The sequence below is a fragment of the Gordonia sp. McavH-238-E genome (genome assembly GCF_022348225.1).
Lineage (GTDB): Bacteria > Actinomycetota > Actinomycetes > Mycobacteriales > Mycobacteriaceae > Gordonia > Gordonia terrae.
This window is the reverse complement of sequence record NZ_JAKRFE010000002.1, coordinates 11,538-31,224: the sequence shown is the minus strand read 5'-3', so window position 1 is coordinate 31,224 and position 19,687 is coordinate 11,538. Positions and strand designations below refer to the sequence as shown.

Sequence of the window (19,687 nt, the reverse complement as noted above, 5' to 3'; positions counted from 1 at the left end):
TGATCGGCGGTCACCGGTTCGGTCCCGAGCGAGGAACTCGGGACCACCTGACGGTCCGATCAGGGTCTGCTCAGCTCACCTCGCTACCATGGGATCCGGTCTGTGCGTTCGCGCGGGCCGGATTCCGTGTGTTTTCTACAGGTGAGGGACTCGATCCACGGTGCTGAACAAGCTGTTGCGTGTCGGCGAAGGCCGCATGGTCAAGCGACTCGATGCGATCGCATCGCACGTCGAGGCGCTGTCCGATGATGTCGAGGCGTTGACCGACGCCGAGTTGCGCGCCAAGACAGACGAGTTCAAGGAGCGGATCGCCGACGGGGCGTCGCTCGACGAGCTGCTGCCCGAGGCGTTCGCGGTGGCCCGTGAGGCCGCGTGGCGCGTCCTCGACCAGAAGCACTTCCACGTCCAGATCATGGGCGGCGCGGCGCTGCACTACGGGAACATCGCCGAGATGAAGACCGGTGAGGGCAAGACGCTCACCTGTGTGCTCCCGGCGTACCTGAACGCACTCTCCGGTGACGGCGTCCACGTCGTCACCGTCAACGACTACCTGGCCAAACGCGACTCCGAGTGGATGGGTCGCGTGCACCGGTTCCTGGGTATGGACACCGCGGTGATCCTGACCGGGATGAGCTCGGCCGCGCGTCGGGAGGCCTATGCCGCCGACATCACCTACGGCACCAACAACGAGTTCGGCTTCGACTACCTGCGCGACAACATGGCGCATTCCCTCGAGGATCTCGTCCAGCGCGGTCACGCGTTCGCCATCGTCGACGAGGTCGACTCGATCCTGGTCGACGAGGCCCGTACGCCGCTGATCATCTCCGGTCCCGCCGAGGGGTCGAGCAAGTGGTACACCGAGTTCGCGCGGATCGCCCCGCTCCTCGAGCGCGACGTGCACTACGAGGTGGACATCAAGAAGAAGACGGTCGGCGTCCACGAGGCCGGCGTCGAGTTCGTCGAGGATCGCCTCGGCATCGACAATCTGTACGAGGCCGCCAACTCGCCCCTGGTCAGCTACCTGAACAACGCGATCAAGGTCAAGGAGCTGTTCCAGCGGGACAAGGACTACATCGTCCGCAACGGCAACGTCATGATCGTCGACGAGTTCACCGGGCGTGTGCTCGACGGTCGTCGCTTCAACGAGGGTCTGCACCAGGCCATCGAGGCGAAAGAGGGCGTCGAGATCAAGGCCGAGAACCAGACGCTGGCCACGATCACGCTGCAGAACTACTTCCGTCTCTACGAGAAGCTGTCCGGTATGACCGGTACCGCCGAGACCGAGGCCGCCGAGTTCGACCAGATCTACAAGCTCGGGGTGCTGCCGATCCCGACGAACAAGCCGATGATCCGCAAGGACCAGGGCGACCTCATCTACAAGACCGAAGAGGCGAAGTTCGCCGCCGTGGTCGACGATGTCACCGAGCGCCACGAGACCGGCCAGCCGGTCCTGATCGGTACGACCAGCGTCGAACGTTCGGAGTACCTGTCGCGCCAGCTCAAGAAGCGCGAGGTGCCGCACAGCGTCCTGAACGCGAAGTTCCACGAGCAGGAGGCGCAGATCATCGCCGAGGCGGGCCGGCTCGGTGCGGTGACCGTCGCGACCAACATGGCCGGTCGTGGTACCGACGTGGTGCTCGGCGGCAATCCCGACATCATCGCCGACACCCGGCTGCGCAAGGCCGGACTCGACCCGGTGCAGACGCCCGACGAGTACGAGGCCGCGTGGGACGAGGCCATCGAGGTCGCGCGCACCGGCGCGGCCAAGGAGGCCGAGGAGGTCCGCGCGGCGGGCGGGTTGTACGTGCTCGGTACCGAGCGACATGAGTCGCGTCGTATCGACAACCAGCTGCGCGGTCGTTCGGGCCGCCAGGGCGACCCGGGCGAGTCGCGGTTCTACCTGTCGGTCGCCGACGAACTGATGCGCCGATTCAACGGCGGTGCGCTCGAGGCGATCATGAACCGCCTGCCCGACGACGTGCCGATTGAGGCCAAGATGGTCACCAAGGCCATCCGTAGCGCTCAGACGCAGGTCGAGCAGCAGAACTTCGAGATGCGCAAGAACGTCCTCAAGTACGACGAGGTGATGAACGAGCAGCGCAAGGTCATCTACGCCGAGCGCCGCACGATCCTCGAGGGCGAGGATCACCACGAGCAGGTCAAGCAGATGGTCTCCGATGTCGTCGGGGCCTATGTCGAGGGCGCGACGGCCGAGGGATATGCCGAGGACTGGGATCTCGACGAGCTGTGGTCGGCCCTGCGCGCGCTGTATCCGATCGAACTCGATCCGAAAGATGTCGTCGGCGAGTCCGAATACGGTGAGCGCGATGACATCTCGGCCGAGGAGTTGCGCGAGAAGCTCGTCGACGACGCTCGAGCCGCATACGACGCCCGCGAGAAGCAGATCGATTCGATCGCCGGCGAGGGCGCGATGCGCCAGCTCGAGCGCAGTGTGTTGCTGAGCGTGCTCGACCGCAAGTGGCGCGACCACCTGTACGAGATGGATTACCTGCGCGAGGGCATCCACCTGCGTTCGATGGCGCAGCGTGACCCGGTCGTCGAGTACCAGCGCGAGGGCTTCGACATGTTCCACGGAATGCTCGAGGGCCTCAAGGAAGAGGCGCTGACCATCCTGTTCAACGCCCAGGTCCAGACCGAGCAGCCGGCCCAGCAGCAGCCGCTCCCGAGCGCGGCCGACCTGCGCGCGGCGGTGGGCGCGGGCGCCCCGGCCCCCGTGCCGGCGGCCCCGGTGGCCGAGTCCGGTGCACAGGCCCCGGCCGCCCTGCGGGCACCGGCGCAGTCGGGTGACCCGGCCGTCACGTACTCCGGTCCGGGCGAGGGCGGCGGAACGGTCGTGCACTCCGAGGAGGAGGAGCTCTCGGGCGCGGCGGAATCCGCCAGCCGACGTGAGCGCCGCGCAGCGGCCCGTGCGACCACCAAGGGGGCCCGGCCCAAGCCCCCGAAGTCCAAGAAGCAGCGCCGCTGACACGTGTTCTGACCGCCGGCGGTCGGCCCTGGTTCTCCGGGGCCGGCCGCCGGCGGTTTTTTTTCGGACCATAGGGAACCGGGACGCCACCTGGTGCGTCCAAGTCCCATGCACCCACTCCTCACGGGTCCTGAACCCGCCCCGGCCGGCACGTCCTGGCCGCACGTGTCCGGGCCGATGCAGACACCACGGGTGCGGGTTCGTCCCGCCCCGCCGTACGAGCCGGCCGGCCCGGTGGTGGCCGCCATGCCCGGCGTCGCGCCCTCGTCGACCGTCCGTCCGTTCCCGGCGTCCACACCCGGCACGGGTTCGGCCCGTAAGACCGCGTCGGCCGCCGCCGAGGCCCGCCGCTTCACCGTGGCGGTGTCCCGCCTGTTGTTCGAGGTGGTGGACCGTCGCCGCTCGGTCACACATCTCGGTGATGTCGTATCGCCGGCCGTCGCCGACCAGGTCGCGGCGCTTGTGCGGCACGACGCCTTCCGGGTTCCCGAGGCACACGCCGCCGCGGCGTCGGGAGCGGTGTCGACGCCCGCGGCGACGCAGGTTCCGACCGGGAACGTGCTGCGGCGGGTGCACGTCCAGTTGTGCGATCCCAGCGCCGCGGAGGTGTTCGGATCGTATGAGGGCGGGGGACGGACCAGGGCGTTCGCCGGGCGCATCGAGCGCAAGCCGATCCGGGTCCGAGGCGCCGGACCCGCCGGCCGTGGCTCACTGCGCCGTGTCGAGTACCGTTGGCAGCTGATCGCGCTGGAATTCAACTGACGACACGCTCGTCGACGGGAGGCCATCGCGGGGCCATCGGACTGCGCAGGCCACGAGAATCAGCGTCGCCGACTAGGATCGGCGAGGTGGTCACCCGTCTGTCGCCCCGCGACGCGATGTACTACTTCCTCGACGATTCGCGGTCGACGACCCACCTCGGGGCTCTGCTGATCGTCGATCCCACGGCGGCACACAACACCTCGGGCGAGTCTCCCGTCACCGACTCCGACGCCCCGGCCGGTGAGACGCCCCGCGAGTCGACCCTCGACTACGCGGGCCTGGTGTCTCTGGTCGAGAACCGTCTGCAACTCGTCCCGCGGTATCGGCAGGTCGTCCGTGAGGTGACCCTCGGGCTGGCGCGCCCGGTGTGGGTCGACGACCCCGACTTCGACATCAATTTCCACATCCGTCGTGCCGGCCTGCCGCGACCGGGCGGCACCGTCGACCTCGACGACCTCGTCGCGCGCGTGATGTCGCGGCCGCTCGACCGCACCCGGCCGCTGTGGGAGATGTACCTCATCGAGGGCCTCGCCGACGGCCGGCTCGCGATCCTCACGAAGTCGCACCGGTGCCTCATCGACGAGGCGGGCAGCCGGGAGATCAGCGAGATCATCTGCGACGGCGGCGAGCAGACCGACACGCTGCCGGAGGAGTTGTGGATGCCGGGCTCGCCGCCGGGTGGCACCCACCTCGTGGTCGGTGCTCTCGCCGAGGCGTTCGCGCGTCCGGGAGATCTCGTCCACACAGTGCTGCACGGCAACGGGATCGTCTCCGAGATGCGGTCCGCCGTCGGCACCACCGTGCGACGCGTCGGGGATGTGGTGTCGCAGCTGTCCGACTCCGCGCCGCGCAGTCCACTCAACAACGCGGGCACGACGACCCGGTCGTTCACCACCGTCACGCTGCCGCGGCGCGGGTGCGCGAAGGTAGCCGAACGTCATGGCTGCACCATCAACGACGTCGAACTCGCGATCATCTCCGGCGTCATGCGCAGGTGGATGCTCTCGTTCGACCCGGCCGAGGTCCCCGCCGACACCGTGCGCGTCGTCGTCCCGCTGTCCGCGCGCGACCCGGGGGTCGAACACTCGGCAGAGTCCGAACCCGGCTGGATCGGGGTGGGCAGGCCCAGCTTCGTCACCGATCTTCCGGTGGGAGAGAGTAATCCGGCTGTTCGACTGGCCCAGGTGGCCGGGCTCGCCGACCGGTACGCGCAGTCCTCCCGTCGAATGAATCTCGGCCCGAGCCCGCTGTTCCCCGAGTTGGGTGTGGTGCCGTTCCCGGAGTTCAGTTCGCGCGCATTCCGGTCACTGAACAGCCGTGCCTACAACGTGCCGGTGGCGATGGGTACCGCCCCCGTCCCGGACCGGTTCGTGCTCGGCGCGCCGGTGTGTCAGGCGTTCTCGATTCCCACTCTCGTGTCGCAGCGTGCGCTGGCGATCAGCATCGTCGAGTACCGTGACGATCTGCACTTCGCCTTCGTCGCCGACCGCGGGGTCATCGCCGATCTACCGGCGATGGCCGACTACGTGTCCGAGTCCTTCGAAGAGCTGAGCCAGCCCTACCGCGAGCCGACGGGAGCAATTGACGAATGAGGGTGTACCTGCCGGCGACGTTGGCGATGCTGATGCGGCTCAACGCCGACGGCGAGTTCCATCCGCTCGGTGGCACGGGCTTCGCGCTGACGCCCGCGCTGCGCGAGGCCTTCGTCTCCGGCGACGACGAAGAACTGTCCGAGGTCGCCTTGCGCGAGGCGGCGCGCGCGTCGCTCCGCCTGCTCGCCGGGGAGGCCCCGGAGGACGGTGACACCGATGCCGAGGCCGAACTCGCCGCCGACGAGTCGGTCACCGAGTCGGCGGACACCCCGCGTCTGCCGCCTCGGCGGGTGGTGATCGCGGCCGACGTGGAGAACGTGACGCCCCGCCCCGACCTGGACGACGCGGTGGTCAAGGTCTCCGGACCGATCCCGCTGTCGGCGATCGCATCGGTTCACGTCGACGTCGAGGAGGCGGAGCCGAAGGTCCGGGCGGCCGTGGTCGTCATCGACGCCGCCGACATGGGTGACCTCGACGCCGAACTCGCCGTCGGCGATGTCGAGGACTTCGATCTCGCGTGGTACGCAACCCAGGAGCTGCCGTTCCTCCTCGAACTTCTCTGAGCCGGCAGGCCAACCTACGGTTCCGTAGGTTACTGTGTCCCCGACACGCTCCCACGTCGAAGGCGGTTTGTGAGATGGGCTTGCTCGAACGATTCGAGGAACCGGTTTCGGGGGTCGCGGCGCGCAGCCGCGGCTCGCAATGGGTTCGGGCCGCGCTCACCCGGATCACGACCCCGCTTCTCCCCGACGACTATCTCCACCTGGCGAATCCGCTGTGGTCGGCGCGAGAGTTGCGCGGCAAGGTCGTCTCCGTGACCCGGGAGACCGAGGACACCGCGACGATCCGAATCCGGCCGGGGTGGGGCTTCTCCTTCGATTACGCCCCGGGCCAGTACGTCGGCATCGGCGTCCTGATGGAGGGGCGCTGGGCGTGGCGCTCCTATTCGCTCACCTCGACCCCCGACTCCTCCGCGGACGACAAGACGATCTCGATCACGGTCAAGGCGATGCCCGAGGGATTCCTGTCGAGCCACCTGGTCAACGGTCTGCAGCCGGGGACCGTCGTTCGTCTCGCGGCGCCGCGCGGCGAATTCGTCCTGCCCGACCCGCTGCCGGAGAAGGTGCTGTTCGTGACCGCGGGAAGCGGTCTCACGCCCATCATCTCGATGCTGCGCACCGTCCGGCACCGCGACCAGCGCTCCGACATCCGGCTCGTCCACTCGACACCGACCCCGGCCGACCTGTTGTTCGCCGACGAGCTCGAGAGCCTGGCGGCCGACGGCATCGTCGATCTGCACGTGCAGTACACGCGATCGGACGGGCAGATCACCCCGGAGGTGTTGCCGTCCCTGTGCGCCGACTGGCGCGATCGTCAGACCTGGGCCTGCGGCCCCGCCGGTTTCCTCGACGGCCTGCAGCGTCTGTACACGGATGCGCATCTCGCCGACCGGTTGCACATCGAGCGGTTCGCCCTCGAGCGCGGCGTCGTCGGGGCCCAGGGCGGCACCGTCACGTTCTCGCGGTCCGGGAAGTCGGCGGCCGTCGACGGCGCGACCACGTTGCTCGAGGCGGGGGAGTCGGCGGGCGCGATGATGCCCTTCGGATGTCGGATGGGTATCTGTCAGAGCTGTGTGGTCATGCTCGACAAAGGATGTGTACGCGATCTGCGTTCGGGAGTCGAACATGTCGAGGGCGAACGAATCCAGACTTGTGTCAGCGCCGCGGCGGGGGATTGCACACTCGACGTCTGACCAGTCAGTTCGCCGCGTGCCGCTCGTGCCGACCAGTGACCCGGTAGGGTGAACGACGTGCGTGGTGAGAGGAAACCGGCCCGTGGAAACGCCGGCGAAGGCACCAGTGAGAGCTGAGGCCCCGGTCCCCAACCCGATCCCCGCCCTGAGTGACGGAGGGGTCACGTTGCGGCCGCACGAGCCCCACGATCTCGATCGGATGGTCGAACTCGCGGCGGATCCGGCCATGATGCGGTGGACCCCGATCCCTGCTCCGTACAGCCGTGCGGCAGCCGAGCGCTTCGCGCTCGACTATGCGCCGCGGAGCTGGGCGAACGGCACCCGGATGCTGTGGGCTGTCGAATTCGACGGGCGATTCGTCGGCACCGTCGACATCGAGGGTGAGGGCCCGCTGACGCGGCTCAGCTACGACCTGCATCCCGACGCCCGCGGGTGGGGCGTGATGAAGCGCGCCGTCCTGCTCGCCGTCAACTATGCGTTCGGCGAGGCAGGCAAGGAAGTCGTCCGCTGGACGACCGTGGCCGGCAACATCGACGCGCTGCGGGTGGCCCACTCGTGCGGCTTCCGTCTCGACGCCGCGGTGCAGAACGGCGTCGAGGTCCGCGGTCACATTCGCGACGCCTGGGTGGGATCGCTGCACGCGGACGATCCGCAACACCCGAAAACCGACTGGCGGACAGACGTTTTCGAGACGGAGCGATTCCGTCTCCGGCCGCTCGCGGAGTCCGACGACCCCCGGATCCGGGAGACGCTCGACGACCCGGCGTCGCGCAAGTACCTCTTCGCGCGGCCCGACCCGCTGGAGCTCGAACATGCCGCCGCCGAGCGTCTCCGCAAATGGTGGACCGCAGCGCAGGGCACGACGTGCACGTGGGCCGTGGCCGATCGCGAGACCGACGACTATCTGGGCGACATCACCCTCCTGCACATCGACGAGGTCACCGGAGCCGAGGCGGGTTTCTACACGCACCCGGAGGCGCGCGGGAAAGGTGTTCTCGCCGAAGCGTTCCCGGCTGCGGTTCGATACGCCTTCGACAAGCTGGGATTCCGTCGCCTGACCCTCTTCGCCGCCGACAGCAACGAGGGCAGCAAGAAGCTCGCCCGCAACGCCGGCTTCCGCGAATTCGGCACCCAGAAGCTCGCCGCCCGATCCGACGGCGTTTTCGAGGATCTCGTCGGCTTCGAGTTGTTCTGCGACGACTACGAGGCCCACCGCAACAACTGACCGGACCGCGGCTTTCGTCGACTGTGCGCTGATTTCCGTCGACTGTGCGCCCGGGCGGTCCCACGACGGAGCTCGTTCGCGATCGCCCGAGCTCGTTCTCCACTGTCCGAGCCCAGGTTCGTCACACTCACTGGACACGACGCCGCCGCCAACCTACGCTTGCGTAAGTTACGGAAACGTAGGCGTAGGCAGCGGTCGACAGGCGCACCTCAGCACGCGCGCGACCGACCGACCACCGGCGAAGGGAACCACACACATGGCGATCTCCGACATCCCCGAATACGCACATCTGACCGAATCCGACGTCGCTGCCCTGGGCGCCGAGCTCGACGCGATCCGCGCCGACATCGAAGCCGATCGCGGCGAGCGCGACGCGCGCTACCTGCGGAACACGATCCGATTCCAGCGTGGCCTGGAGATGACCGGTCGCGTGCTGCTGTTCGGGTCGACCCGCAAGTCGGCCTGGTGGGCGGGTGCCTGCACGCTCGGCGTCGCGAAGATCGTCGAGAACATGGAGCTCGGGCACAACGTGATGCACGGGCAGTGGGACTGGATGAACGATCCGGAGGTGCACAGCACCACGTGGGAGTGGGACAACACCGACCCGTCGGCGCACTGGAAGCACACCCACAACTACATCCATCACAAGTACACGAACGTGCTCGGCATGGACGACGACGTGGGTTACGGTCTCCTGCGCGTCACCCGCGATCAGCGGTGGCGTCCGTTCAACTACGGAAACCTCGTCTACAACACCATTCTCGCGCTGGCGTTCCAGTACGGGGTCGCGGTGCAGCACCTCGAACTCGGCAAGAAGCGCAAGACCCCCGAGGCGCAAGAAGAGTTCCGGCGCAACCGCAACGACGTGCTGTCGAAAATCGGCAAGCAGGTCGCCAAGGACTATCTCGCATACCCGGCGCTGGTCAGCGCCGCGACCGGACACAAGGTCGGGTACGGCCGCGCCTACGCCAAGGCGGCGACCGCGACCGCGCTCGGCAACGTCATCCGCAACGTGTGGAGCAACGCCGTCATCTTCTGCGGGCACTTCCCGGACGGTGCGGAGAAGTTCACCAAGCAGGACATCGACAACGAGACGCAGGCGGAGTGGTACCTGCGGCAGATGCTCGGCAGCGCCAACTTCGACGCGGGGTTCCCGCTCGCCTTCATGAGCGGCAACCTGTCGTACCAGATCGAGCACCACATCTTCCCGGACCTGCCGAGCAACCGGTACGCCGAGATCGCGGTGCGCGTGCGAGCCCTGTGCGACAAGTACGACCTGCCCTACACCTCGGGGCCCTTCCCGGTGCAGTATGCGAAGGCGTGGCGGACGATCGCCAAGCTCTCGCTGCCGGACAAGTACCTGTCGGCGACCGCGGACGATGCTCCCGAGACCGCCTCGGAACGTCGCTTCAAGCAGGGGCTGCCCGAAGGTGCGCGACTGCAGGCGACGATCGACGAGGCGACCGGTGCGCGCCGGGGACTGCGTTCGGCCATCGCGTCGCTTCGATCCCGGCGGAGGGGTCGGACCGTGCCGCGTGCGCTCCGGTCCCGTCGGACCCGGAACGACATCGACGCGTCGGACGTCCGTTCCGACGAGCGGGCCGCTTGATCCGCGCAGGTCAGGCGACCGACAGTCAGCGTGAACGAGGCAGTGGCCCCGGCAGGGGCATAATGAGGCGCAATGGCAATCACTGATATCAACGAGTACGCGCATCTGACCGACGCCGACGTGGAAGCACTCGGCGCCGAGCTCGACGCGCTCCGCCGCGAGATCGAGGCGGACCGCGGCATGCGTGACGTCCGATATCTTCGGCGCACCATCTTCGCGCATCGCGCCCTGGAGGTCGCGGGCCGCGTCGCGCTGCTCGGCAGCCGCTCACGGCCCCTGTGGCTGCTGGGCACCGGGGCGCTCGCACTCTCGAAGATCATCGAGAACATGGAGCTCGGGCACAACGTGATGCACGGGCAGTGGGATTGGATGAACGACCCGGAGGTCCACTCGACCACCTGGGAATGGGACATGGTGTGCGCGTCCCCGCACTGGAAGCACTCCCACAACTACATCCATCACAAGTACACCAACGTCCTGGACATGGACCACGACGTCGGTTACAAGACGCTGCGCGTCACGCGCGACGAACCGTGGAAGCCCAAGCAGCTTCTCCAGCCGGTCACCAACATCCTGCTCGCCGCACTGTTCGAGTGGGGCATCGGCCTGCACGACCTCGACATCAAGGACGCCATCTCGGGCAAGAAGCCCAAAGAGGTCGCCGTCCCGCAGTTGAAGGTCTTCGCGCGCAAGGTCGGCAAGCAGCTCGCCAAGGACTATGTTCTGTTCCCGGCGCTGTCGGGACCGAACTTCACGCACACGCTCACGGCCAACCTCACCGCGAACCTCATCCGCAACGTGTGGGCCTACGTGGTGATCTTCTGCGGCCACTTCCCGGACGGCGCGGAGAAGTTCACCGCGGACACGCTCGAGAACGAGACACAGGGCCAGTGGTACCTGCGGCAGATGCTCGGTACGGCGAACTTCGACGCCGGCCCGGCGATGGCGTTCTTCAGCGGCAACCTCTGCTACCAGATCGAGCACCACCTGTATCCGGACCTGCCGAGCAATCGGTACGCCGAGATCGCGGTGCGCGTGCGGGCACTGTGCGACAAGTACGACCTGCCGTACACCACGGGATCGATTGTGGTGCAGTATCTTCAGACTCTGCGCACCATCAACAAGCTGGCGCTGCCCGACTCGTTCCTGCGCGACACCGCCGACGACGCCCCGGAAACCGCGTCGGAGAAGCGCTTTGCCGGGATGGCTCCCCGCGCGACCGGCCTCAAGACCGCCATCCGCGAGCTGCGCGCCCGTCGTCGTCGGCGGTGACGATCAGTCCGGTCACCCCTCCGGCGTCCGCGGCTCCTCGGCCACATCGCCGTCGCCGCCGCTGACCGCCACCAGGAGGTGGCGCACCGCCATGGCGCGGCGGTACGAGTGACCGGTCAGTTCGTCCAGCCTGCACTCGGGATCCGCCGGTGGGCCCAGATGGGTACAGCCGCGCGGACATTCCTCGATCGCGGCATGCAGGTCGTCGAAGGCGGCGACGATGTCGTCGGGTCCGACGTGTGCGAGTCCGAAGGACCGGATGCCGGGTGTGTCGATGACCCAGCCGCGCGGGCCCGCGTCGTCGGGCAGTGCCAGGGCCACCGACTGGGTGGAGGTGTGCCGGCCCTTGCCGACGCCCGACACCACGCCGGTCGCCCGATACGCGTCCGGCACAAGGCGATTGACCAGGGTGGACTTGCCCACCCCGGAGTGGCCGATGAACGCGGTGATCCGGCCCCGTAGCGTCGCCAGGATCTCGTCGAGGGGGTCATCACGCCCCGCGCACACCACCGGCAGGTCGAGATCGGCGAATGCGGCGGTGAACTCGGCCGGATCGGCGAGGTCCGACTTGGTCAGACACAGGACAGGGGACAGTCCGCCCACATACGCCGCGGCCAGCGCGCGTTCGACGAAGCCGGTGCGCGGCGGCGGGTCCGCCATGGCGGTCACGATGAGGAGCTGGTCGGCGTTGGCCACCACGATCCGTTCATACGGATCGGAGTCATCTGCGGTGCGTCGCAACACGGTTCGTCGCTCGGCGACGCGCACGATGCGCGACAGCGTGTCCGGCCGTCCGGACAGGTCACCCACGACGGAGACGTCGTCGCCCACGACGATCGGAGTGCGTCCCAGCTCCCGGGCGCGCATCGCGACCACCCGCCGGGCCGGGTCGCCGTCGAGCACCACGCCCCAGCGGCCCCGGTCCACCGACACCACCATGGCCTGCTCGGCGTCGTCATGCGACGGTCGCGTCTTGGTGCGCGGTCGGGTGCCCTTTCCGGGACGAACCCGAACGTCGGATTCGTCGTAGCTCGCCGCGCGGCGACTCAACGGCGCGCCCGTCCTCGACAACTCATGCGCGCCCCAGCATCCGCTGCCACATACCCGGGAAATCGGGCAGCGTCTTGCTCGTCGTCTCGATGTCGGCGACTGTCACGCCGGGTGTGACGAGGCCGATGATCGCGCCCGCGGTGGCCATCCGATGGTCGGCATAGGACTCCCACGTGCCCCCGTGCAACGGTGCGCCCGCGGTGCCGATGATGCGGAGGCCGTCGTCGGTCTCGGCGCACGTCCCGCCCAGGCGGGTGATCTCGGTGGTGAGTGCGGCGAGCCGATCGGTCTCGTGCCCGCGGAGATGCGCGATCCCCGACAGCACCGACTCCCCGTCGGCCAGTGCGCACAGTGCGGCGATCGTGGGGGTGAGTTCGCCGATGTCCCGGAGGTCGAGGTCGACCGCCTTGAGCACCTCGGGTCCGTTGACCGACAGCGTTCCGTCGAGATGTTCGACGGCACAACCCATCCCGGCCAGGACGTCCGCGATGCGCGCGCCCGGCTGGGTGGTCACCGCCGGCCAGTACGGCACCCGAACGGTGCCGCCGGTGACGGCCGCCGCGGCGAGGAATGCGGCCGCATTCGACAGATCGGGTTCGACGGTCCAGTCGACGGCCGCGATGGGTCCGGGCGCGACACTCCAGACGTTCGGGACAGAGGTGTCGACGACGACGCCGGCCGTCGCCAGCATCTCCACCGTCATGTCGATGTGCGGGGTCGACGGGACGGGTGGTCCGTCATGCCGGATCACGACGCCGGCGTCGAATCGCGCCGCCGACAACAGGAGTCCGGACACGAACTGCGAGGATCCGGACGCATCGATGGTGACCTCGCCGCCCGGGACGGAACCTTTGCCGTCGATGGTGAAGGGCAGCCGATCGCCGTCGACGGCGACACCGAGCCCGCGCAGGGCGTCGAGGATGGTGGTCTGCGGCCGTTCGCGCGCATGGGGATCGCCGTCGAAGAGCACGCGACCGGTGGCCAGGGCGGCGGCCGGGGGCAGGAAACGCATCACGGTCCCGGCGAGGCCGCAATCCACCGCGGCGCCGTGGAGTGGTCCGGGCAGGACGGACACCGTGGTCTCGCTCGCGGGGTCGATCCGGATCTCGGTGCCGAGTGCCTCGAGCGCGGCGAGCATCAGGTTGGTGTCGCGACTCCGAAGGGTTCCGCGGACGGTCGACGGTCCGTCGGCGAGGGCGGCGAGGACGAGTGCGCGGTTGGTGATCGACTTGGAACCCGGCAACTCCACGGTCGCATCGAGGCCGCCTTCGGCGGGGGCATCGAGGCCGCCTTCGCTGGGCGCATCGTGTCCACCGGTGACGGTCGGCGCGTTCCAGGAACTCATGGCGTCCAGTCTGTCATGGCGCGTCCACGTCCTCGGCCACCGATCGGACCGGGTCCGTGTCTACCGGGTGTCCTTGCGCAACGGATGATCGGCGGGGATCTGGACGACGATGAGGGTGCGGCCGTCCGGGTCGGTCGCGTGCATCTCGATCAGACCCCAGGGCTCGGTACGCGGCTCGCGGGTCACGGGAACCCCGCTCTCGCGGAACTCGATGGCGATCGCCTCGGCGTCCCGGACCTGCAGCCAGAGAACCGAATCGCTCGCCGGGGCGGGCGCGTCGGTCTTCATGTGCGACGAGATCTCGATGAGCCCGTTGCCGGCGAAGAACACCACGCCGCCCGGATACTCGCGATGGATCGGCAGCCCGAGCCGGTCGCGGTAGAACGACTGCAGGCGTTCGGGATCGGCCGAGAGCAGGAGCACCCGGCTGGACAGCACCTCCATCTACTGCCCCTCGGTCGTTCCGGCGGAACCGCCGAGCGCGTGACCGCGGTTGACATCGCTCCCGTGGCTGGCCGCGTCGTAGGCCGCGCGTTCGCGGGCCAGGCGGTCGGTCTCACCGATCGGCGCCGAATCGCCGAAGGCGAACGCGGAGTCATGTGGCCATTCGTGCGGGACGTCGGGGTCGATGATGCGCCCGTCGTCGTCTGCCGGCTCGGGGTCGTGTCTGGGGGACATGGGCTCCACGATAGGCCGAACCGGTGCCAGCGCGCCGGGACTCGAGGGACGGACACCGTTGCGCGATCGTGCGGTCGTCGCAGTACAACCGCAAGGTCGCGGGCCTAGCGTTGTCCTGGGCCGGGGGATTCGCATGCGATCACCGGGAGGGACCATGACCAGCACCGAGCACCGGACCGAACACCGCGCCTTCGCCGAACCCGACGAGGTCCGCACCTTCGGACACGGCCAGATCGAAGTACTCAACGTGGGGCACTCGGACATCGGCCGGATGACCCTGCAGCCCGGCTGGCGATGGTCGGTCGACGTCAAACCGATGGCCGGCACCGAACTCTGCGAGGCGCCGCACTTCCAGTACCACGCCGCCGGTGTCCTACACGTCGTGATGGCGGACGGAACCGAGTTCGACGCGGGACCCGGCGAGATCACCTCGCTGCCCTCCGGCCACGACGCCTGGGTGGTCGGCGACGACCCCGTGGTCCTCGTGGACTTCTACGGCGCCAGCAACTACGCGAAACAGCACGGGTGAGGTCCGCGACCGGGTGAGTCCATCCGGTCAGGACCCGCGACGAGAGAATCCACCCGAGGTGTAACCGTCCCAGGTGTCGAAGAGTCGCAACACCTTCGGGTCGCCGAGGCCCTTGATGTGATCGGCCAGGTCTTTGGGCGTCGCCGGGTTGGTGACGATGAACGGGTGCAGCGACGCGTCGTGCTCGGCCAGATAACGGAGGGTGTCGGCCGGGGTGTCGGGGTCGGCGGCCGCCAGTGCGTCGCGCGGGTCGAAGGCGGCGGCGCGCACACCGTCCGCGCCGGAGAGATCGGTCGATCCGCCCGGGGCGCCGACCACCGCGATGTCCCCGGTGTTGTGGTAGTCGACCGGGTCGGCGGAGACGCTCCGGGTGTTCAACAGGAGGTTCAGCACGATCGCGGTGAGGGCGCCGGCCGAGATCCCCGAGTGGAAGATGGTCTGGAACCAGTCGGGGAACTGTGAGTAGAGATCCAGGACCACGTCGACCGGCGCCTCACCGAGTTCGCGATCGGTGTAGTAGATCTTCGCCTCGGTCAGCATCGCCACACCGACCGAGATCGCGACGACCAGGATGTTGGTGTTGTTCAGCTTCGCCTTGGCGAGCGTCCGGATGCCGCTGGCCGCGACCATGCCGAACAGGGCGACGCCGGCCCCACCCAGGACGGGCAGCGGGATGCCCTCGATGACGGCCGCCATCTTGGGCAGGAGGCCCAGGACGACCAGGATGACGCCCGCGCACGTCGCGACGTGCCGGGTCTTGACGCCGGTGATCGCGACCAGGCCGACGTTCTGCGCGAACGCCGTGTACGGGAAGGTGTTGAACACGCCGCCGAGCGCGGTGCCCAGACCGTCGGCGCGCATGCCGTCGGCCAGCTTGCGCGGGGTGATCTTCTTGTCCACGATCTCGCCGACGGCGACGATGTCACCGGTGGTCTCGGTCATGATCACGACCCCGACGATGATCATCGAGATGATCGCGCTGACCTCGAAGGTGGGCGCGCCGAACTGAAACGGCTGGGGGATGCCGACCCACGGATACTCGCCGACCTGATCCCAGTGCGTCATCCCGAACGGGATCGAGATGACCGTGCCGATCGCGAGACCGAGCAGGATCGACACCCGGCGGATCGCGGCGGGGGCGAAGCGTTCGATGCCGACGATGACGGCGAGCGTCAGGAATCCGAAGGCGATGTTCTTCGGGTCGCCGAAGTCGGGACCCGCGGCGGTGCCGCCACCGAACCAGCCTGCCGCCACCCGCATCAGAGACACGCCGATGATGAGGATGATCGTCCCGGTGACCAGTGGTGGGAAGAACCGGATCAGTTTCCCGACGATCGGCGCGACCGCGATCATGAACACACCGCAGGCGATCACCGAACCGTAGATGGCGGTGATCCCATACGACGTCCCGATCGTGATCATCGGTCCGACGGCGGCGAAGGTGACGCCCTGCATGAGCGGGAGGCGGACGCCGAACCGCCAGAAGCCCACGGCCTGCAGGATCGTCGCGATCCCGGCGACGAACAGGTCGGCCATGATCAGGTGCACGATGTCGCCCTGCTCGAGCTGTCCGGCACCCACCATCGCGCCGCCGACGATGAGAGGTACCGCGACGGCTCCGGCGTACATGGCCAGGACGTGCTGCAGGCCGAGTGGGAAGAGGCGGACGAACGGCGGGATCTCGTCCACCGGGTGTGCGGCGGCCCTCCCGTTCCGGACGACATCGAGAATCGACATGGTCAGAGTTCTACGGTTCCCACGTTTCGGCGACCGTGCAGACGTATGTCCGCGAGGTTTCCGCCAAGATGTATCCGTGACCTCCACCTCGTCCCGCCGCAGCGCGGGAATCCTGCTCTATCGCCGAACGTCGGCGGACGGCGCCGACACCGGTGTCGAGGTCCTGCTCGTGTTCCCCGGTGGTCCGATCTGGGCGCGCAAGCCCGACGCCGGGTCGTGGTCGCTGCCCAAGGGCCTCGTCGAACCGGGAGAGGACGAGTGGTCCGCCGCCCGGCGTGAATACGCCGAGGAGATCGGCAGCCCGGTACCCGACGGCCCGCCGATCGAACTCGGCGAGGTCACCCTGAAGAGCGGCAAGCGCGTGACCGGCTTCGCCGTGGAAGGCGACCTCGACGTGGCGACGGTCGTCAGCAACACCTTCGATCTGATGTGGCCGCCGCGCTCCGGCCGGATGCAGGCCTTCCCCGAGATCGATCGCGCCGAATGGTGCTCGACCGATGCCGCGCGGACCAGGCTGAACCCCGCTCAGGCGCCGTTCGTCGACCGGCTCCTCGAGGCGCTGTCGCCGAGCAGGTAGACGCGGGTGAGGTCGCGCCACAGCGGGAGGTGTGGATCGGTCAGCGGGTCGCGACGGTCGATGAGGTAGGTGGTCGCCGCGCCGCGCATGCTGGTCAGGAGCAGCGGATAGAGGTCGGCGTAGCGTGGCGACGCGGTCAGCTCGGGACCGAGGAAACCGGCCACTGCGCGGCGCACGGTCTGTCCGATCTCCCGCTCGGTCGGCAGGAGGGCCGTCCGCAGGTTGGTGTTCGTCCGCGCCGCGACCCACAGCTCCATCGACGCCACGAAGTACGGCTGGTGGAACGTCGACCACCCGACATCGGTCGCGAGCGCGATGCGCTGGATCGGGTCGGCAGGCCAGTCCACGCGGCTGGGCAGTTCGGCGATGCGGGTCCGGGCGAGGTGTCCGACCGCCGCCATCAGCAGCACGTCGCGCGAGGGGTAGTGGTGCAACAACCGGCCGCGGCTGACGCCCGCCTCGTTCTGGATCGCCACCGTGCTCGCCGCGGCGTATCCGCGGTCGACGAGGACGCGGATCGCGGCGTCGAGGATGCGGGTCTGGGTGACCCCGCTGCGTTGCTGCCGCGCCCGCCGGGCGGCGCCGGGAGAGGTGGTCACGGAGGCATCGTAGTTCGGCGCGGCGCGGATCATCGACGCGTCACACGTCGAGGATGTGGGGGAGTCCCGCCCGGTAGCGGTCGCGGTCGATCTGCTTCAGCGGTTCGAGCATCGGCAGTTCCCAGAGCGGGAACACGGTCGCCGCGCGGGCGGGACTGTCGGCGGCCGCGATGATCGCGTTGGTCACCCGGCGCCCGGATTCGTTGGCGCCCTCCATCGTGGCGAGGTCGATGTTGCTCCGGACGTGGTCGCCACCGATGAACAGATTCGGAATGGACGTGTGGGCGTGCGGCCGGTTCTTGTACGAGCCGGCCGTGTTGACCATGAGCGGGGTGGCGTTGGCGATGGACGGCGACCAGGAGATCCCGGGGTCGAGGGACCAGGTGACGATCTCCTCCGAGCGCAGGAGTTTGCGAGCCCCGGAGTTCATCGCGCGGCTCATCTGCGCCCACACCTCGCGTGCGATCTCCTGCCGGGTGCACTGTTTGGCGGGCTTGCCATAGAGGATGCCCGGCTTCTCCCATTCCGAGATGTCGATGGACAGACAGTCTTTCACGCGTCCGTCCCCGTAGGTAGGCCCGAAGTCGACGTTCCACGGCCGCGCCTGGAACAGGCCGGTCAGCGCCCACGGGGTTCCCAGCGCGGCGATGTGACTCGGCGGCATGTCGGCGCGGCGGGAGAGGAAGTACTGGATGCCGACCATCCAGTCGTCCTTGAGCGCATGGATACCGGCCAGCGACGGATCGGCGTCGACCAGTTCGGGCGACAGCAGCGGACGGAGCCGGTCGATCGGCATCGCGGCGACGTACCAGTCGGCACCCACCGACGCACCCGAGCTCACTTGCGCCCCGGTGATGCGGCCGCCGGCGAGGTTCAATCGCGTGAGGCCGGTCCCCATCTCGAAGCGCACCCCGCGGCCGCGGAGGTGGGCGACCCAGGGGTCGATCCATGCATGGTTGGTGGGACGGTTGAGGATTCGGTCGACACCGCCGTGCACGAGCCCGGCTTCGTAGCCGCTGATGAGTCCGGTCGCCGAGGTGGCCAGTGCCAAGCCGATCTGACCGATGGTGCGTGCCGACGCGGTGTCGGGTTTGGCCGCGACGAGCGCCCGCGTGAGCGCGCCCACGAGGTATCGCTGATAGGCGCGGGACTTGCCCTTGGATTTCACGAACTGCATCCAAGACTGGTTCTCCCACTGCCCGATCCGACGCTCGGTGCAACTCGTCGCGATGATCAGTTCGCGGGTGACGAAGAACGCCAGCTCGGGCGGTGGGACGTCGACGACGAACTTGAGTCCGGTCATGAACGCGTTGCGCAGATTGTCGAGCGTCACGATCTCGTTCGCATGCTGGACAAAGCCCATGATCGATGCCGGGGCCGTGGTCGGGGCGTACCCGGCGTCGTCGAAGGCGATGACCGCGGACTCGACGTTGATGAGATGCCGGTCACGAACATTGCTGCCACCGACGGGAATTCGTTCCATGGTGTCGGGCACGTGCTGATAGCAGCCGGGGAAGAAGCGGAAGCCGTGTTCGCCGGGGAGCGCGAGGCGGCCGCCCTGCGCGGTGCCCGGGACGTCGTGGCTGTAGGCTTTGCCGCCGAGTCGCGACGGCTCGTAGACGGTGACGGTGAAACCGCGCTCGACGAGTTCATGCGCCGCGGACAGGCCGGCCATCCCGCCGCCGAAGATCGCCACGTCGCGTCCGCGGCCGGCGCCGTGGCGGGGCACCGCCCGTGCGGAGGGAACGGCGATCCCCGGCAACGCCACCGCGGTCCCGGCGAGCACGGCAGCGGCAGCCGAGCCGCGCAGCACGGATCGGCGTGGAAAACCATTCGGCGAGTTCACTTTCGAGTTGGTTTTGGTGTCCGACATCCCCACGACCCCTTCGTCGATACGATCGCCGCCGACCGAGAACAGTCAGCATTGACTCATCTGGTGTGATGTCTACCACAGCACGAAGCGAGGTCGGACG

17 protein-coding genes are annotated in these 19,687 nt (G+C 68.4%); 10 read left to right on the top strand and 7 right to left on the bottom strand.

Annotation, left to right across the window (positions count from 1 at the left end; genetic code table 11):
- Positions 1-160: 160 nt before the first annotated feature.
- The 8 genes from secA (at position 161) to MHN80_RS02480 (ending at position 11,199) form a co-directional block, all read left to right on the top strand.
- Positions 161-2,986, top strand: coding sequence for a preprotein translocase subunit SecA (gene secA / locus MHN80_RS02515; protein WP_239399338.1), 2,826 nt, complete (start codon positions 161-163; stop codon positions 2,984-2,986).
- 177 nt (positions 2,987-3,163) lie between these two features.
- Positions 3,164-3,748 carry an Rv3235 family protein gene (locus MHN80_RS02510; protein ID WP_239399336.1) on the top strand — a complete coding sequence of 195 codons (585 nt, stop codon included), beginning with the start codon at positions 3,164-3,166 and terminating at the stop codon, positions 3,746-3,748.
- A gap of 86 nt (positions 3,749-3,834) precedes the next feature.
- Positions 3,835-5,340: a wax ester/triacylglycerol synthase domain-containing protein gene (locus MHN80_RS02505; protein ID WP_239399334.1), complete on the top strand. Its 1,506-nt coding sequence runs from the start codon at positions 3,835-3,837 to the stop codon at positions 5,338-5,340.
- On the top strand, positions 5,337-5,903 hold the full coding sequence (locus MHN80_RS02500; protein ID WP_239399332.1) for a hypothetical protein: 567 nt from the start codon (positions 5,337-5,339) through the stop codon (positions 5,901-5,903). Before MHN80_RS02505 ends, MHN80_RS02500 begins: the two co-directional genes overlap by 4 nt.
- Positions 5,904-5,977: 74 nt before the next feature.
- Entirely contained in the window at positions 5,978-7,093 is a 1,116-nt protein-coding gene (locus MHN80_RS02495; protein WP_004023504.1) for a ferredoxin reductase, read from the top strand.
- An 82-nt stretch (positions 7,094-7,175) separates the two neighbouring features.
- A complete protein-coding gene (locus tag MHN80_RS02490) occupies positions 7,176-8,318 on the top strand; it encodes a GNAT family N-acetyltransferase (RefSeq protein ID WP_374206301.1) in 1,143 nt (380 codons plus the stop codon).
- Between the two features lie 256 nt (positions 8,319-8,574).
- The gene (locus MHN80_RS02485) at positions 8,575-9,927 is read left to right on the top strand and encodes a fatty acid desaturase (RefSeq protein ID WP_239399328.1); all 1,353 of its coding nucleotides are present in this window, start codon (positions 8,575-8,577) and stop codon (positions 9,925-9,927) included.
- 72 nt (positions 9,928-9,999) lie between these two features.
- Positions 10,000-11,199: an acyl-CoA desaturase gene (locus MHN80_RS02480; RefSeq protein WP_239399326.1), complete on the top strand. Its 1,200-nt coding sequence runs from the start codon at positions 10,000-10,002 to the stop codon at positions 11,197-11,199.
- Positions 11,200-11,211: 12 nt separating this feature from the next.
- On the opposite strand, the gene rsgA is transcribed toward MHN80_RS02480, so the two are convergent.
- The 4 genes from rsgA to MHN80_RS02460 are packed head-to-tail and all read right to left on the bottom strand — an operon-like array spanning position 11,212 to position 14,272.
- The gene (gene rsgA / locus MHN80_RS02475) at positions 11,212-12,249 is read right to left on the bottom strand and encodes a ribosome small subunit-dependent GTPase A (RefSeq protein ID WP_239399324.1); all 1,038 of its coding nucleotides are present in this window, start codon (positions 12,247-12,249) and stop codon (positions 11,212-11,214) included.
- Positions 12,250-12,271: 22 nt separating this feature from the next.
- Positions 12,272-13,594, bottom strand: a complete 1,323-nt coding sequence (aroA, locus tag MHN80_RS02470; RefSeq protein WP_239399322.1) for a 3-phosphoshikimate 1-carboxyvinyltransferase — start codon at positions 13,592-13,594, stop codon at positions 12,272-12,274.
- Positions 13,595-13,654: 60 nt separating this feature from the next.
- Entirely contained in the window at positions 13,655-14,038 is a 384-nt protein-coding gene (locus MHN80_RS02465; RefSeq protein ID WP_239399320.1) for a VOC family protein, read from the bottom strand.
- A complete protein-coding gene (locus MHN80_RS02460; protein ID WP_239399318.1) occupies positions 14,039-14,272 on the bottom strand; it encodes a hypothetical protein in 234 nt (77 codons plus the stop codon).
- A gap of 154 nt (positions 14,273-14,426) precedes the next feature.
- Between MHN80_RS02460 and MHN80_RS02455 the strand changes: the two genes are divergently transcribed.
- Positions 14,427-14,801, top strand: a complete 375-nt coding sequence (locus MHN80_RS02455; RefSeq protein WP_004023496.1) for a cupin domain-containing protein — start codon at positions 14,427-14,429, stop codon at positions 14,799-14,801.
- Between the two features lie 27 nt (positions 14,802-14,828).
- Here the strand turns inward: MHN80_RS02455 and MHN80_RS02450 are convergent, their stop codons facing one another.
- Positions 14,829-16,538, bottom strand: coding sequence for a nucleobase:cation symporter-2 family protein (locus MHN80_RS02450; RefSeq protein ID WP_239399316.1), 1,710 nt, complete (start codon positions 16,536-16,538; stop codon positions 14,829-14,831).
- A 76-nt stretch (positions 16,539-16,614) separates the two neighbouring features.
- Between MHN80_RS02450 and MHN80_RS02445 the strand changes: the two genes are divergently transcribed.
- Complete coding sequence (locus tag MHN80_RS02445; RefSeq protein WP_004023494.1) at positions 16,615-17,115, top strand: NUDIX domain-containing protein; 501 nt, start codon at positions 16,615-16,617, stop codon at positions 17,113-17,115.
- Here MHN80_RS02445 and MHN80_RS02440 read toward each other — a convergent pair.
- Both MHN80_RS02440 and MHN80_RS02435 read right to left on the bottom strand, forming a co-directional pair.
- Positions 17,064-17,714, bottom strand: a complete 651-nt coding sequence (locus tag MHN80_RS02440) for a TetR/AcrR family transcriptional regulator (RefSeq protein ID WP_239399314.1) — start codon at positions 17,712-17,714, stop codon at positions 17,064-17,066. The genes MHN80_RS02445 and MHN80_RS02440 overlap by 52 nt on opposite strands.
- A 40-nt stretch (positions 17,715-17,754) precedes the next feature.
- The gene (locus tag MHN80_RS02435) at positions 17,755-19,587 is read right to left on the bottom strand and encodes an FAD-dependent oxidoreductase (protein WP_239399312.1); all 1,833 of its coding nucleotides are present in this window, start codon (positions 19,585-19,587) and stop codon (positions 17,755-17,757) included.
- Between the last annotated feature and the right edge of the window lie 100 nt (positions 19,588-19,687).

Bases quoted from the DNA above. Each gene is read 5' to 3' on its own strand.
- MHN80_RS02510 (WP_239399336.1), top strand. From the start codon at position 3,164: ATGCAGACACCACGGGTGCGGGTTCGTCCCGCCCCGCCGTACGAGCCG.
- MHN80_RS02500 (WP_239399332.1), top strand. From the start codon at position 5,337: ATGAGGGTGTACCTGCCGGCGACGTTGGCGATGCTGATGCGGCTCAAC.
- MHN80_RS02495 (WP_004023504.1), top strand. From the start codon at position 5,978: ATGGGCTTGCTCGAACGATTCGAGGAACCGGTTTCGGGGGTCGCGGCG.
- MHN80_RS02485 (WP_239399328.1), top strand. From the start codon at position 8,575: ATGGCGATCTCCGACATCCCCGAATACGCACATCTGACCGAATCCGAC.
- MHN80_RS02480 (WP_239399326.1), top strand. From the start codon at position 10,000: ATGGCAATCACTGATATCAACGAGTACGCGCATCTGACCGACGCCGAC.
- aroA (WP_239399322.1), bottom strand. From the start codon at position 13,594: ATGAGTTCCTGGAACGCGCCGACCGTCACCGGTGGACACGATGCGCCC.
- MHN80_RS02465 (WP_239399320.1), bottom strand. From the start codon at position 14,038: ATGGAGGTGCTGTCCAGCCGGGTGCTCCTGCTCTCGGCCGATCCCGAA.
- MHN80_RS02460 (WP_239399318.1), bottom strand. From the start codon at position 14,272: ATGTCCCCCAGACACGACCCCGAGCCGGCAGACGACGACGGGCGCATC.
- MHN80_RS02455 (WP_004023496.1), top strand. From the start codon at position 14,427: ATGACCAGCACCGAGCACCGGACCGAACACCGCGCCTTCGCCGAACCC.
- MHN80_RS02450 (WP_239399316.1), bottom strand. From the start codon at position 16,538: ATGTCGATTCTCGATGTCGTCCGGAACGGGAGGGCCGCCGCACACCCG.
- MHN80_RS02435 (WP_239399312.1), bottom strand. From the start codon at position 19,587: ATGTCGGACACCAAAACCAACTCGAAAGTGAACTCGCCGAATGGTTTT.